13 protein-coding genes are annotated in these 14,030 nt (G+C 67.5%); 6 read left to right on the top strand and 7 right to left on the bottom strand.

The annotated features are described in order from the left end of the window. Nucleotides 1-169 precede the first annotated feature (169 nt). The 3 genes from ACWDUA_RS18550 to ACWDUA_RS18540 all read right to left on the bottom strand — a co-directional run bounded on the left by ACWDUA_RS18550 (nt 170) and on the right by ACWDUA_RS18540 (nt 2,910). Complete coding sequence (locus ACWDUA_RS18550; RefSeq protein WP_449752477.1) at nt 170-358, bottom strand: hypothetical protein; 189 nt, start codon at nt 356-358, stop codon at nt 170-172. Between the two features lie 4 nt (nt 359-362). Beyond that, nucleotides 363-1,280 carry a LysR family transcriptional regulator gene (locus ACWDUA_RS18545; protein ID WP_449752476.1) on the bottom strand — a complete coding sequence of 306 codons (918 nt, stop codon included), beginning with the start codon at nt 1,278-1,280 and terminating at the stop codon, nt 363-365. A gap of 370 nt (nt 1,281-1,650) precedes the next feature. Next, nucleotides 1,651-2,910 carry an acyltransferase gene (locus tag ACWDUA_RS18540; RefSeq protein WP_449752475.1) on the bottom strand — a complete coding sequence of 420 codons (1,260 nt, stop codon included), beginning with the start codon at nt 2,908-2,910 and terminating at the stop codon, nt 1,651-1,653. Between the two features lie 224 nt (nt 2,911-3,134). Here ACWDUA_RS18540 and ACWDUA_RS18535 point away from each other — a divergent pair, with 224 nt between their 5' ends. Then, nucleotides 3,135-4,535 (top strand): styrene monooxygenase/indole monooxygenase family protein, encoded by a 1,401-nt coding sequence (locus ACWDUA_RS18535; protein ID WP_449752474.1) that lies wholly within the window; start codon nt 3,135-3,137, stop codon nt 4,533-4,535. Nucleotides 4,536-4,555: 20 nt separating this feature from the next. Here ACWDUA_RS18535 and ACWDUA_RS18530 read toward each other — a convergent pair whose 3' ends face one another. Beyond that, entirely contained in the window at nt 4,556-5,581 is a 1,026-nt protein-coding gene (locus tag ACWDUA_RS18530; protein ID WP_449752473.1) for an alpha/beta hydrolase family protein, read from the bottom strand. 105 nt (nt 5,582-5,686) lie between these two features. On the opposite strand from ACWDUA_RS18530, the gene ACWDUA_RS18525 reads away from it, so the two are divergent. Beyond that, nucleotides 5,687-6,619 (top strand): oxidoreductase, encoded by a 933-nt coding sequence (locus tag ACWDUA_RS18525; protein ID WP_449752472.1) that lies wholly within the window; start codon nt 5,687-5,689, stop codon nt 6,617-6,619. Between the two features lie 40 nt (nt 6,620-6,659). On the opposite strand, the gene ACWDUA_RS18520 is transcribed toward ACWDUA_RS18525, so the two are convergent. Beyond that, nucleotides 6,660-7,277 (bottom strand): class I SAM-dependent methyltransferase, encoded by a 618-nt coding sequence (locus tag ACWDUA_RS18520; RefSeq protein ID WP_449752471.1) that lies wholly within the window; start codon nt 7,275-7,277, stop codon nt 6,660-6,662. 27 nt (nt 7,278-7,304) lie between these two features. Beyond that, the gene (locus tag ACWDUA_RS18515; RefSeq protein ID WP_449752470.1) at nt 7,305-7,844 is read right to left on the bottom strand and encodes a carboxymuconolactone decarboxylase family protein; all 540 of its coding nucleotides are present in this window, start codon (nt 7,842-7,844) and stop codon (nt 7,305-7,307) included. 25 nt (nt 7,845-7,869) lie between these two features. Between ACWDUA_RS18515 and ACWDUA_RS18510 the strand changes: the two genes are divergently transcribed. Beyond that, nucleotides 7,870-8,337 (top strand): MaoC family dehydratase, encoded by a 468-nt coding sequence (locus ACWDUA_RS18510; protein WP_449752469.1) that lies wholly within the window; start codon nt 7,870-7,872, stop codon nt 8,335-8,337. A gap of 615 nt (nt 8,338-8,952) precedes the next feature. Here the strand turns inward: ACWDUA_RS18510 and ramB are convergent. Beyond that, a complete protein-coding gene (gene ramB / locus ACWDUA_RS18505; RefSeq protein WP_449752468.1) occupies nt 8,953-10,374 on the bottom strand; it encodes an acetate metabolism transcriptional regulator RamB in 1,422 nt (473 codons plus the stop codon). Nucleotides 10,375-10,409: 35 nt separating this feature from the next. Between ramB and ACWDUA_RS18500 the strand changes: the two genes are divergently transcribed. The 3 genes from ACWDUA_RS18500 (at nt 10,410) to ACWDUA_RS18490 (ending at nt 14,002) form a co-directional block, all read left to right on the top strand. After that, entirely contained in the window at nt 10,410-11,189 is a 780-nt protein-coding gene (locus tag ACWDUA_RS18500; RefSeq protein WP_449752467.1) for a hypothetical protein, read from the top strand. Nucleotides 11,190-11,644: 455 nt separating this feature from the next. After that, the gene (gene aceA, locus ACWDUA_RS18495) at nt 11,645-12,937 is read left to right on the top strand and encodes an isocitrate lyase (protein ID WP_449752466.1); all 1,293 of its coding nucleotides are present in this window, start codon (nt 11,645-11,647) and stop codon (nt 12,935-12,937) included. Nucleotides 12,938-13,096: 159 nt separating this feature from the next. Then, nucleotides 13,097-14,002 (top strand): 3-hydroxybutyryl-CoA dehydrogenase, encoded by a 906-nt coding sequence (locus ACWDUA_RS18490; RefSeq protein WP_449752465.1) that lies wholly within the window; start codon nt 13,097-13,099, stop codon nt 14,000-14,002. Nucleotides 14,003-14,030: the final 28 nt, after the last annotated feature.

The raw sequence follows: 14,030 nt of genomic DNA, 5'->3' as shown, positions 1-14,030 counted from the left end.
GGGAGAGTCGGAGCGCGACGCGCCGTCGCCCGGAATCGGGCATCGCCGTGGTGGTGGTTTCGAGAATTCGCAACACCGCAGTTTACTGAAATCCGAATGGGGGCACCCCGGTCACCATCGATGGTTGTGGTCGGGAAAACCACGGTTGTCAGGGCCGATCTCCTGTCGATCATCGAACGGGGGGATTCTTGATCGGCCGGATCAGGGGTCCGAAGGCATCCGGGGACGGCTCGTCGTCGGACGGCGCACCGGCGGCCGCGGCGCGCCGGAGACGGCGGGTCAGCAGTGTCGTGCCGCCCGCGACGCCCAGCACGAGGGCAGCAAGGCCGTACCGGTCGGCACATCGCAGACGTCGCACCGGCTCAGTTCCCGAAGAGCACATCGCGAACCGGTGATGCGCTGTGCGGCAGCCACACCGCCTGTAGTGGCACCTTGGGTGCGTCCTGGAACTCGATCACCCGGACCCGCCCGCCGAAGGCCTCGCCCGCCGGATCGGTCACGAAGGCGCATGCGGAGTCGTCGGCCGCCACGGCGGTGCTCGGGGGTGTGCCCTGGACGGGATTGACCAGAAGGGTCGGTTCGAACCCCTCGCGGTGGCACAGGGCCACCACGAAGTCGGTGTAGAACGACTGATGTTCAGGACCCCAGACGACGATGGGATAGTCGACGAGATCGGTGGTGACGACGACTTTTCGCTGAGCGAGCGGATGCCGCACGGACACCGCCAGACGCAGGGTGTGATAGGCCACCACGGTGGACTCGAGGTCGAGCGAGTGGTCGATCGCGCGCCGGAGTGCGACGTCGATGGCGCCCGAGTGGAGTTCGTCGCGGATGCGGTCCGGGTAGACCTGGGTGACCTTGAACGGCTGGCTCGGCATCTTCGACAGCAACGGTTCGATGAGCCGGTAGACCTCCTCCCCGGACACCGCAGGCGTGTGGCCGATCACGAACGGTCGGGCGGTTTCCCCGATCGCGCGATGGACGGCCTCGACGGTCTGTCGGCCACCGGCGAGAAGTGCGGGTGCACGGCGATACAGCTCCAGGCCTGCCTGATTTGTCAGGAGTGTCCGCCCTGAACGGGAGAAGAGATCGACACCGAGGTCGGATTCGAGCTGCCGCAGTGATGCGGAAAGCCCCTGCTGGGTCATGAACAATTGGGCCGCGGCGATTCTGAGGTTGGGTGCCTCCACGGCGGTGACGAACTGATGAAGCCTGCGGAGATCCAGAAAACGCGGAGTCGCCCCATTCCGATTGGTTCGCTCGGGCGGCTGAGCTTTCACCCTTGCCTCCTGTTCGACATCTGTTCGCCGGTCTGTCACACAAAAATGTGCAACAATGCACGTTGTCACTGTTCTTTGTGATCGTCATGCGTGCGCACGAGGTACTAAACAGTGAATTCGGCGACCGCGCCAACAAGCGGCGTTTGTGGAATATCAACACCGACGCCGCCGACGGGTGCCGACGGCGGTCGGCGTATGCCCCGGGCGGGTCGTTTCCCGGTGAATCGGGAGCGTCGGCGCACAGACTGAAGATAGATCACACAACGGACTGCGGCCGGATGACAAGAGATGGTTGTCGTTTCGGGCCTGCAACCGACACCAGGTCATCAGGCGATCGGTGAACGCGGACGCACGCTCCGAGCCGGCCGGCTCAGTCCGACAGCTGTGTGGGGTGACCGGTGCGCTCGTGGCGCAATTCGCGGAAGCGGCGTCCGAGGGCGATGGGCAGGCGAGGCCGTCCGGTGAGGTACAGCGATCCGGGAAGGTGGCGAAGGACTTCCACGAGCAGCAACGACCCGGCGAGCGTGGCGAGATACACCGCTGCCGTGCCCCACGGCTGCCCGAGGACGACCAGGATGGTCGGCTGACCGTCGGTCTTGGGGAACAGGATGAAGAACAACACCAGCACGTGCACCAGGAACACCCCGAACGACCGATTGGACGCGAACGCCACCGCGCGGGCGAACCGTGGGGTGAGATCCCGCCAGGTCTGGGCCCAGTACAGGGCTGCGGCGTACAGACAGGTCACCGCGACCACCAGGAACGGCAGCAGCGTCGGCTGGAAGGCGGCTGCGGCGTAGATCGGACGCTGACCCTCGCTCCACACCCGCCACAGGTACGTCCCCACCGCCACGGCGCCGGTGCCGATGAGCGCCGTCGTCAACCACCAGAACTTCCCCGACAGCCAGGTGGCGATCTCCTCGCGATGTACCGCTGCGACGGCGCCGAAGAGGATGAAGAACTGATAGGGCACAAAGGTGGCGTAGTAGTGCCACCAGTACTCGGCGACACCGGCCGGTGGCTGCCAGTGGGTGATGACGACGAAGATCGCGAACTGCGCCACCACGCTCACGGTCATGAGTAGCCGGTGATGGCCGACAGTGGCCCGGACGAGCCACAGCACCAGCGGGAACAGCAGGTAGATCTGCAGCATCACGAACAGGAAGTACATCTGGAACCCGGACAGGCCCCACATCACGAGCCGGCCGAACTCGTCGAGACTCGACGGCACCTCGGTCAGCCGGCCGTGTACCCACATGTCCTCGATCACCCAATAGATGAGCGACCAGGCGAGATAGGGGAAGATGACCAGCTTGATCCGGCGCCGCCAGAACGACCACGTCGAGAAGTCGGCCTTGTCGAAGTTCTGATACATCAGCACGAAGCCGCTGAGGGCGAAGAACGTGTTGCGGGTGAAGTGCAACAACAAGGAGGTGGTGTTGACCCCGACGCTGTCCCACTCGTCGGTGGTCTGGGTCAGGCAGTGGACGAAGATCACGAGGGAGAACGTGGTGGCCCGGATCAGGTCGAGATGGTGGAGATATGCCTTCCGGGTGCGTCCGGTGGCCTTCGGCCCGACCTCGGCCTGCTGCGCGCCGGTGTCGGTCGCGCGCGATAGAACTGTCGACATACTCCGTCTCTCGAATGGCTCGGTACAGGCCGGAGCCGCAACGACCCACTCACCCCGTGATCAATCCGTGATCTGGTCAGCCTAACAGCGCCACCTGAGCGCCAGCTGGGACGTATCTGTCAATGCGTTCCAGTGCTGACCGTCCGGATTCGGCGGCGTCGACGATCCGATTGCGATGAACGTAATCCTGTCGCGGTCGGGAGGTACCCGGCACGCTGGCCCGCATGACTGAGATCACAAGCAGTGACACCACTGCGAATGTCAAGAAGACGGTCGCCGTCGTGGGCGCGGGACTGGCCGGGACGAGTGCGGCCCTCGGCTTCGCCGACGCCGGATTCGACGTCACCCTCTACAGCGACCGCGACCGTGCGTCACTGCGCGACAAGGTGCCGCCGACCGGAGTGGGCGTGCTGTTCGGGGCGTCCCGCGAATGGGATGCACAGATCATCGAAGACCTGTACGAGGTCGGTAACACCACCGGGATCAGCGTGCGCCTGCATTCCGGTGAGGGCGATGAGCGTGCCGACGTGCTCGCCTTCAATCCCGACTACGGCTACGTCGCGCAGGCCGTGGATCTGCGGCTGCGCGCCGACGACCGGCTCGGTCGCTTCCTCGATCGCGGCGGCCGCTTCGAGGTGGGCCACGTCGACGTCGCCGCCCTCGACCGGATCGCCGCCGACCACGACCTCACCCTGGTGGCCACCGGCAAGGGCGGGTTGTCGGGGGTGTTCGAGGTGGACACCGAGCGCACCAAGTACGACGCCCCACAACGGCGCCTGCTGCAGGTGACCCTCGAAGGCGTCGACCACGGCCCCGACACCTTCGCCTACCGCTCTCGCGAGGGCGGCGGGCATGCGCTGTTCAACCTCGACAGCGACAACGGTGAGATCTTCGTCGGACCGTTCCTGCACAAGGACGCCGGTGCCACCTGGTCGATCATCGTCTTCGCCAAGCCGGACGGCGCGTGGGCGCCGCTGATCGACGGTGTCGTCGACGTGCACTCGGCGCGGCAGGCCGTGGTGGACATCTTCGAGCAGTTCTTCCCGCACGACGCCCCGGTGATCTCGGCGCTGCAGGTGATCGAGTCCGACCCGTACGCCTGGCTCACCGGTGCGGTCACCCCGACCGTCCGCAAGGCCGTCGGCCGTACCGCGGGCGGGCACGTCGTCGGCGCGATCGGCGACACCGCGATCTCGGTCGACCCGGTCGCCGGCCAGGGGGCACAGAACACGCTCGTCCAGATCGCCGAGCTGGTCGCCGCCGCCCGTGAGCGTCTGGCGGCCGACCCGAACGCCGACTTCGGTGCCGACTGGCTGGCCGACGAGTTCGAAAAGCACTGGGAACGCCGTGGACTGGCCTCCACCGAGGTCACCCGCCTGTACCTGGGTGACCCCGACTACGCCACCCACCTCGAACTGTCGTTCCCGGCCGCTGCGGTCAACACCGACGTCGCATCGGCATTGTTCGGGCTGCTGTCCGATCCGAATCCGTTGCTGTCGTTGAAGACCCGCGACGACGTCGTCGGATTCATCACTGCCGTCGCCGGGGAACCGGCCGACGACGTCCTGGCGCGGTTCGCCCCGGCCGGACAGTTCAGCTCCGCCCCACGCCCGGTGGGGGTCTGAGCGCCCGGACCCGACCGAGATCACCCGGCCGGGGTGCCGGCCGCCTGGACGATCTCGTCGACGAGGGCCCCGAAGGTCGACGACCGCGGGTCCACGATCGATGAATGTGTCTGTCCCGGAAGCAGAACGAGACGCGCGTGGCCGCCGACCGCCTGGTCGGCGGCCACGTAGCGTTCGGCCAGCTCCGGCCGTACCACCTGGTCTCGGGTGCCGGTGACCACCACGATCGGGATGGTCGGGTCGAGGTTCTCGATGGGATCGACCGACGCATAGCGGGACGGCACCTGGCCGGGGGTTCCGCCCAGCACCCGGATCACCGCGTGGTCGCCGAGGGTCACCGCACGTCGCATGTCCAGCGGGCCGGCCAGGGAGAACACCCGGGTCGGCCGGAACCTCGGGCCCGAGCCCACCTCGCCCGGCGCGAGGTGGTGACGCGTGGCGGCCCACACGGCGAGCTGCGCGCCCGCCGAGTGCCCGACCACCACGGCGTGCGACGCGTCGACCTGCCGGTACCGGGCCGCGACGGTGGGGACGTCGTCCATCGCGGCACCGACGTCGGTGAACGTCGTCGGCCAGCCCCCGCCCTTACCGACCCGCCGGTACTCGACATTGAGTACGGCGAGCCCGCGTTCGGCGAGGATGCGGGAGAACCGGGAGAAGGTGGAGGCACCGACCCGGGACTGCCAGCCACCCCCGTGCAGCAGGATCACCAGGGGCGCCCGGACCGGCGCCGTCGCCGGGGCGGTCGGTGGAGCGGTCGCCGGGGCGAGGTCGGGCAGATACAGGTCCATCCAGTTCTGGTGGGGATCGGCGTGCCCGCCGGGAACCGGGTACAGCAGATGCTCGACGGTGACGCCGGGGGCCGTGTCGGCGGCTTCTGCGGACCGGGTGGGGGAGAGCCCGGTGCGTGCGGTCCACGGCGATCCGGCCGACGGCCGGTCGACGGGGTGGACAGGTGGTGCCGATGCGCAGCCCGAGAGAACCACCAGACTCCCGAGCACCCCGAACACGCACCTGTGCAGGCGGGGATGCAGCGGTCGGGGCACCAGACCAGTGTGCCCGCGTGATCGCGATCGGGTGCGGACTCGAGGTGGCCGGGCGGAGCCGATGTGGTACCAAGATGCGACGAATCGCCGAGAGGAGCTCGCCACATGCCGAAGCAGCGCTGGACACCGGCCGACGCGCCGTCGCAACGCGGGCGCGTCGCCGTGGTCACCGGGGCCAACTCCGGGATCGGTCTGGAGACCGCACGGCAGCTCGCCCGTCTGGGTGCGCGGGTCGTCCTGGCGTGCCGCAATCCCGACGCCGCGGTCCGCGCCCGCGACGACATCGCCGCCACCGTGACCGGCGCGCAGCCGGCGATCGTGCGACTGGACCTGTCGGATCTGTCGTCGGTGCGCGACTGCGCCGACGAGTTGCTCGCCGAGCATCCGTCGATCGACCTGCTGATCAACAACGCCGGTCTGATGCGGCAGCGTCGTGAGCTCACCGTCGACGGCTTCGAGATGGACTTCGGGACCAACTTCCTCGGCCACTTCGCGCTGACCGGCCGACTGCTCCCGCTGCTGTCCGCCGCCGAGGCCGGCCGGATCGTCACCGTCGGGTCCAAGGTGTACAAGGCGGGGGTGATCGACTTCGACGACCTCACCATGGAACGTGGATTCTCCACGGCGCGTGCCTATTCGAGGGCCAAACTCGCCGAGCTGGTCTTCGCCGTCGAGCTGCAGCGCCGACTGGAGCGTCGTCCGGGACGATCCCCGATCTCCGTCGCCGCCCATCCCGGTGCCACCCAGTCCGGGGTGATGCGCGACCAGGCGGTGCTCGGCTGGCTGTTCACCACGCCGTCCCTGCGGTGGATTCGCCGCACCTTCATCATGGAGGCCCCCGACGGTGCCGCCGTCACGCTGCGCGCGGCCACCGACCCGGCCGTCCTCGGCGGCCAGTACTACGGCCCGCACGGCGTCTTCGGGTTCAGCGGTCCGCCCGCCCAGGAGGTGCTCACCGACAAGGCCACCGACCCGGTGCTCGGTGAAGAACTCTGGGGTACGGCCGAAAAACTCACCGGGGTGAGCTACGACCTGTAGGCCGATCGTCCGGGCCGGTGACACCGGTCGCGCAGTGGGGTCAGCCGGGTTTGGTACCCAGCACGTACTGTCCCTCGCCGATCAGGGTCTGCTCGACGTGGTGAACACCGTTGCGGCGCAGGCGATCGATGATCTCGTCGACACCGAAGATGCGGAATCCGCCGATCCGGGCGAGCCACCCGACGCCCGGGATCGACGACACCGGACCGGCCGCGGAGGTGAAGACGACGATGTCGGCGCGCGGCGCGGTGACGCGGACCATCTCGTCGAGTACCGGCAGCGGGTCGGGGACGAGGTACAGCGCCGCGAGGCACAGCGTCTGGTCGAAGGTGTTGTCGGGGAACGGGAGTGCATGCGCATCGGCTCGCAGGTAGCTCGCCCGGTGCGAGCGGTTGGTGGCCAGCGCGGTGCGGAGCATCGACGAGGCGAAGTCCACGCCGATCGCCCGGCCGTCACCGGTGAGGCCGTCGGCGATCTGACGGGTGTAGTTGCCGGGGCCGCAGGCGACATCGAGCACGAGTCGCTCCCCGGGCCGAGACAGATAGGCGCGCAACGCCTTGTCGAAGTCGGCCGTCTCGGAGCTCCCGTGACTGAACGCGCGGGTGAACACCGGACGCCAGATGTCCTGGTAGATCCGCGAGAACAGCGGATTGCCCATCAACCTCGACGCCGGCGTCGACACGGCTCAGACCCGGGTGTCGGGCTGCACGCGCAGGGTGTGCAGGGTGGTGGCGAGCGAGTCGTACTGTCCGACCAGCAGGACGAAGGCGATCGTGCGGCGCTCGTCGAGATGTCGGCGGAGCGCGGCCCAGGCGATGTCGGAGATGTCCTTGCCGGCGATCAGCTCGTCGACCGCCCGGAGTATCGAGTGTTCTCGGTCACCCCAGCCGGCGTCGGGTCCGGCCAGGATTCGCTCGATCTCGTCGCCGGAGAGGCCGGCACGCTTGCCGAGCCGACGATGATGGTCGAGCTCGTACCCCGACCCCCGCAGATGTGCCACTCGGATGATGACCATCTCGGAGTCCTTGCGCGACAGCACGCCGAAGGGCATCTGCCGCGCAGAGAAGTACAGCCAGGCACGGAAGAGGCCACGGCTGCGGCCGAGAGTGCTGAAGATGTGCGCGTTCTGCACACCGATGGCCTTCGCCGCCACCGTCGCGAACGCCCAGTTGAACGGGCCGAGTTCGCGGAGGCCACCGGGAGGGATCCGAGGCGTCGTCGTCATGAGGTCACGGTAGACTACGGCGACTATGACGACCATCACTCCGCGTACGTTCAGCAGCCTCGAATCACTCAAGGCGGCCATCGGTGAGGACCTCGGTTCCGGCGAGTGGCTCGAGATCACCCAGGACCGGGTCGACGCCTTCGCCGACGCCACCGGTGACCACCAGTGGATCCACGTCGACCCCGAGCGCGCCAAGAGCGGCCCGTTCGGTGCGCCCATCGCCCACGGGTTCCTGACCCTGTCCTTGCTGCCGGACCTCGCCGGCTCGATCTTCACCGTCGAGGGACCCAAGCTCGTCATCAACTACGGACTGAACAAGGTCCGCTTCCCCAACCCGGTACCGGTCGGCTCACGGATTCGTGCCAACGCGGTGATCACCGAGATCGAGGAAACCCCCAAGGGCGTCACCATGGTGGTGCGCAACACCGTCGAGATCGAAGGTGTCGACAAGCCTGCATGCGTCGCCGAGAACGTCCGCGTGATGGTCTACTGAGTGGTTCTCGACCAGCCTTTGTCGGGATCTCTGCCGGTCGCGTCGGTGAGTTCGGCCGGCGGGGATTTCGACTCGGGTCCTCGCTTCGCTCGGTCCCGGCTCAATCATCGTGTGTTGTGTGGGTGAGTTCGGCCGGCGGGGATTTCGACTCGAGTCCTCGCTTCGCTCGGTGCCGGCTCGATCATCAAGAATCAGTTGGTAAGTGGGTCAATGGAGTTGGTGGTTGAGCCGGGACCGAGCCGCCAGGCGAGGACCCGTGTCGAAACCTGGTGTGGGTGATGTGTCCGTAACCGTCTTTGTGGTTGTTGCGTTGGTGATGTTGGCCGGCGGAGGTTTCGACTCGACATGTCGCTTCGCTCCTCGTCGGCTCAACCAGCAAATGCTCCAATGGATTCAGGGTCGATTGTCGTTGGGGTGGTTGCGTTGGTGATGTTGGCCGGCGGGGATTTCGACTCGGGCCTCGCTTCGCTCGGTCCCGGCTCGATCATCAAGAATCAGTTGGTAAGTGGGTCAATGGAGTTGGTGGTTGAGCCGGGACCGAGCCGTTAGGCGAGGACCCGTGTCGAAACCTGGCGAGATGGCGGTGTCGGTGATCACCTCCGGCCCGAGTCGCGATCACAATGTCATGTAGGGCGACACCGACGAACCGTGCTCGTTGATCCGCAGCGTCGAACCCAGTGCGGGGAAGGCACGTTGGGCGCAATGCTGACGTTCGCACACCCGGCAGCCGGCGCCGATCTCGGTGATCCGGGCCTGGGGTCCGATCTCCAGGCCGTCGGAGTAGACCACCCGGGCGGCGTGCCGCAGCTCGCAGCCCAGGCCGATGGCGAAGGTCTTGCCCGGCTGACCGAAACGTGCGGCCCGGCGCTCGACGGTGCGGGCGATCCAGAAATACTCCCGCCCGTCGGGCATCTCGGCGATCTGGGTGAGGATCTTGCCGGGTGAGCCGAAGGTCTCGTACACATTCCACAGCGGGCACGTACCGCCCGACGACGAGAAGTGGAAACCGGTGGCCGACTGGCGTTTCGACATGTTCCCGGCCCGGTCCACGCGGACGAACGACCACGGGACCCCACGCAGGTTGGGGCGTTGCAGCGTCGACAGCCGGTGGCAGATGGTCTCGAAACTCACCGCGTAGAACGCCGAGAGGCGCTCGATGTCGTAGCGGAAATCCTCTGCTGCACCGTGGAATTGGGAGTAGGGGAGAAGGGTCGCGGCGGCGAAGTAGTTGGCCAGCCCGTAGCGGGCCAACGATCGGGCCTGGTCGCTGGTGAACCCGCCCACCTCCACCTGCTCGTCGATCAGGTCGCCGAACTCAAGCAGGGCCAGCTCGGCGGCCAGTTTGAAGGCGCGCTGCCCCGAGGAGAGTGCCGCAGACACCTCGAGTCGGCGCGACTCCGGGTCGAAGCGGTGCAGGACGTAGTCGCCGAGGTCGACGCGCCGGGCGATGGTGACGCCGTGGGCCTTCTCGAGCCGGTCGATGATCTCGCGGCGGACATCACCGGAGTGCATCCGCATGCGGGTGGTCAACTCCTCCGCAGCGACGTCGAGCTCGTGAATGTAGTTGCGGCGCTGGTAGAAGTAGTCGCGCACCTCCTCGTGGGGTGCGGTGATGGAGCCACGCATGGAGCGGTCGTTGCGGTCATCGGTGGCGGCGGCGAGATGGTCCGTGGTGTTGCGGTAGCGGCGGTAGAGGTTGACCATCGCCTGCGCGATGTCGGGGTGGGTGGCGACCATCGCGGAGATCTCAGCGGCGTCGGCGGCGGTCTCGGTGGCCTCGACGTCGTCGTCGAGCAACACCTCGCGGAGCTCGGCGACCAGGCGCACGTCGTCCTGCGAGTCGAAGAATCCGCCGTCGACCCCGAAGGTCTCGGTGATGCGTGCGAGGACCTTGGCCGACAGCGGCCGCGCATCGTGCTCGATCTGATTGAGATACGACGGCGAGATCTCCAGGGTCTGGGCGAGGGCGACCTGCGAGAGCCCACGCTCGGAACGCAGCTGGCGCAGGCGTGAACCCACGTATGTCTTCGTCGGCATCGGTTGACCTCCTCGTTCAGGGTACGGTGAGCCCCGTGCGTCGGGGACGGGGAGCGGTAGGCGTCGCGGCGGGGGTCGTCGCGGTGTCCGCCGTGTGCGGCACGGTCGTGGGATGTGGGGCGGGTCAGGCCCCGATCCCGGTGGTCGGCAGGGCTCCGGCCGACCTGTTGCTCGATCCCGCCGGGTTGCCCACCGGATACACACCCTCGCCGCTGACGGTGGATCAGCTCGTCGCTGCCGACGCGGCGTCGCTGAAGGCCGCCGCGAGCACGACAATCGTCCCCGAGCGATGCCGGCCGACTGCCGACGCCGCATTCGATCCGCAGCTCTCCGGTGCCGACGCGGCGGTCCTGGCCGCCACCTCGGGCACCGGGACGCTGGTGGAGTTGGTGACGACCGCCGAGCGGGACATCTCCGCCGACGTCGTGGCGACGACCGGACGCTGTGCACGTACCGAGACCACCATCCACGGCGGCAACATGGCCGGGACCCGGGTGACGACCGACTACACCACCCTCGACGAACCGGACCTCGCCGAGCACCGCCAAGCGGTGGAACAGATACACCTCGTGACGTCGGCGGTCACCACCACCCTGCCCGACGGTGGAATGCGCTCGCGGATCTCCCATGCCGGATATGCACTGGTCCGGCGACCCGGGAAGAACCGGGTCACCGTGCAGCTGACGGTGTCGGGGGAGCCCACCGATGCGTCCGCGCCGGGTGCGGCCGTCCCCACGACCCGCGCGCCGATGCCCGCCGGCCACTTCGTGGTGCTGTTCGGGGACGCGGTTCGCGCGGCCGCCGACCGCGGTTGAGCAGGGCCGTTCAGCACGCCATCGTGTGAGAGTCGTCACAGTATGCCTGCGAAACGACATCCGACGACCCCCACCGGCACCGCTCGGGGTCTCCGGGCTGCCGGGATATACCCGGTGAAAAATCCCAGTACGCGCGTACTTTTTGGCGGTACGCCCCGACGTCTTCACACAATCAGATTCGCAAACTTTGCAAATTGGCGCCAGATCCTCGCCTCGGTTCACAGTGAAATGGGACTGGACCTGCAGGTTTGGGCTGTGGCACTCTTGGTCCCAGGCAACACCGAGGGATCACTGAGAGTTGGCAAGACCGGAAGTCGAAATCCTGTTTCGGTCCCGAGATCGCAACACTCAACTCATCTCCCGGCTGTCTGAAGACAGGGTTCGTGCGGACAGCGCGGACCACCTTCGGCCGGACATCTGGGCCGAGCAGCAGCACAACGAAAGCGAAGTGGCCAATGAGCAACGTCGGAAAGCCCCGTACCGCCGCCGAGATCCAGCAGGATTGGGACACCAACCCCCGGTGGAAGGGCATCACCCGCGAGTACACCGCCCAGCAGGTCGCCGATCTGCAGGGCTCGGTCGTCGAGGAGAACACCCTCGCCCGTCGCGGTGCCGAGATCCTCTGGGAGGGTGTCACCAAGGGTGACGACTCCTACATCAACGCGCTCGGTGCGCTGACCGGCAACATGGCCGTCCAGCAGGTTCGCGCCGGCCTGAAGGCCATCTACCTGTCCGGTTGGCAGGTCGCCGGTGACGCGAACCTCTCGGGTCACACCTACCCCGACCAGTCGCTGTACCCGGCCAACTCGGTCCCGGCCGTGGTCCGCCGCATCAACAACGCGCTGCTGCGCGCCGACGAGATCGCCGCCGTCGAGGGCGACGACTCGATCGACAACTGGCTCGTGCCGATCGTCGCCGACGGCGAGGCAGGCTTCGGTGGCGCCCTCAACGTCTACGAGCTGCAGAAGGCCATGATCGCCGCGGGTGCCGCCGGTACCCACTGGGAGGACCAGCTCGCCTCGGAGAAGAAGTGCGGCCACCTCGGTGGCAAGGTGCTCATCCCCACCCAGCAGCACATCCGTACCCTGACCTCGGCTCGTCTGGCCGCCGACGTCGCGAACACCCCCACCGTCGTCATCGCCCGGACCGACGCCGAGGCCGCGACCCTGATCACCTCCGACGTCGACGATCGCGACAAGCCGTTCGTGACCGGTGAGCGCACCTCCGAGGGCTTCTACAACGTGCAGAAGGGCATCGAGCCCTGCATCGCGCGTGCGAAGGCATACGCTCCCTACGCCGACCTGATCTGGATGGAGACCGGCAAGCCCGACCTGGAGCTGGCCCGCAAGTTCGCCGAGGCCGTCAAGAGTGAGTTCCCCGACCAGCTCCTGGCCTACAACTGCTCGCCGTCGTTCAACTGGAAGCAGCACCTGGACGATTCGACCATCGCGAAGTTCCAGAACGAGCTCGGCGCCATGGGCTTCAAGTTCCAGTTCATCACCCTGGCCGGCTTCCACGCCCTCAACTACTCGATGTTCGATCTGGCCTACGGCTACGCCCGCAACCAGATGACCGCGTATGTCGACCTGCAGGAGCGCGAGTTCGCTGCCGAGGAGCGCGGCTACACCGCCACCAAGCACCAGCGTGAGGTCGGCGCCGGCTACTTCGACCGGATCGCCACCACCGTCGACCCGAACACCTCGACTGCAGCCCTGAAGGGCTCGACCGAGGAAGGCCAGTTCCACTAGGAACTCGCCCGGCGAGACGCCACGCGTGACTGACAGCCCGGGGCGAGTGGGGAAACCCCCACTCGCCCCGGGTTTTTCGTCTATCCCGGGTCGCGACGGGTCCCCGTCCACGGATCCTGTGCGCCCGATCTCCGTCCATCCCGTCCAGAGGAGGCGACCGTGCCCAGCGAGAACACCGCGCGCCCGGGGGGCAAGATCAGCCGCGTCGGCGTGATCGGTGCCGGACAGATGGGCGCCGGTATCGCCGAGGTCTGCGCCCGTGCGCACACCGACGTCCTGGTCTTCGAGCCCACTCGCGAGTGGGCGGCCACGGGGCGCACTCGCATCCTGCGGTCGCTCGACCGCGGCGTGTCCAGCGGTACGTTGACCGAGCGCGAGCGGGAACAGGCGGCCTGGCGGTTGCGCTTCACCTCCGATCTCGACGACTTCGCCGACCGGCAACTGGTGTGTGAGGCCGTCGTCGAGGACGACGCGGTCAAGTCCGAGATCTTCGCCCGGCTCGACGCGGTGGTCGCCGATCCGCAGGGCGTGCTCGCCTCGGCCACGTCGTCGATCCCGATCGTCACACTGGGGGCGGCCACACGCCATCCCGACCGGGTGATCGGGATGCACTTCTTCCATCCGGTCCCGGTCCTGCCCCTGGTCGAGATGGTCACCACGGCCGCGACCGCGCCGGAGGTGGGTGCCCGTGCCGAGGCCTTCGCCAACGACGTGCTGGGCAAGCAGGTGATCCGGTCGGGGGATCGCTCGGGCTTCATCGTCAACGCTCTGCTGATCCCGTATCTGTTGTCGGCGATCCGGATGGCCGAGAGTGGTTTCGCCTCCGTCGAGGACATCGACAAGGGCATGGTGCTGGGGTGTGCGCACCCGATGGGGCCGCTGCGGCTGGCCGATCTGATCGGTCTCGACACCGTCGCGGCGATCGCCGACAAGATGCATGCGGAGTTCGACGAGCCCCTGTATGCGCCGCCTGTGCTGTTGCGGCAGATGGTGGTGGACGGTCGGCTCGGAAAGAAGTCGGGCCGCGGTTTCCATGTCTATCCGGAGAGCGGATCCGGTCGCTGACGTGGACCGAGGACGGCCGTGCGGCCAC

The sequence above is a fragment of the Gordonia sp. NPDC003376 genome, from assembly GCF_053589235.1.
This window is presented reverse-complemented; position numbering and strand designations above follow the sequence as displayed.

Excerpts from the sequence above, each read along its gene's own strand:
- ACWDUA_RS18540 (WP_449752475.1), bottom strand. The coding sequence starts at position 2,910 with ATGTCGACAGTTCTATCGCGCGCGACCGACACCGGCGCGCAGCAGGCC.
- ACWDUA_RS18535 (WP_449752474.1), top strand. The coding sequence starts at position 3,135 with ATGACTGAGATCACAAGCAGTGACACCACTGCGAATGTCAAGAAGACG.
- ACWDUA_RS18525 (WP_449752472.1), top strand. The coding sequence starts at position 5,687 with ATGCCGAAGCAGCGCTGGACACCGGCCGACGCGCCGTCGCAACGCGGG.
- ACWDUA_RS18520 (WP_449752471.1), bottom strand. The coding sequence starts at position 7,277 with ATGGGCAATCCGCTGTTCTCGCGGATCTACCAGGACATCTGGCGTCCG.
- ACWDUA_RS18515 (WP_449752470.1), bottom strand. The coding sequence starts at position 7,844 with ATGACGACGACGCCTCGGATCCCTCCCGGTGGCCTCCGCGAACTCGGC.
- ACWDUA_RS18510 (WP_449752469.1), top strand. The coding sequence starts at position 7,870 with ATGACGACCATCACTCCGCGTACGTTCAGCAGCCTCGAATCACTCAAG.
- ramB (WP_449752468.1), bottom strand. The coding sequence starts at position 10,374 with ATGCCGACGAAGACATACGTGGGTTCACGCCTGCGCCAGCTGCGTTCC.
- aceA (WP_449752466.1), top strand. The coding sequence starts at position 11,645 with ATGAGCAACGTCGGAAAGCCCCGTACCGCCGCCGAGATCCAGCAGGAT.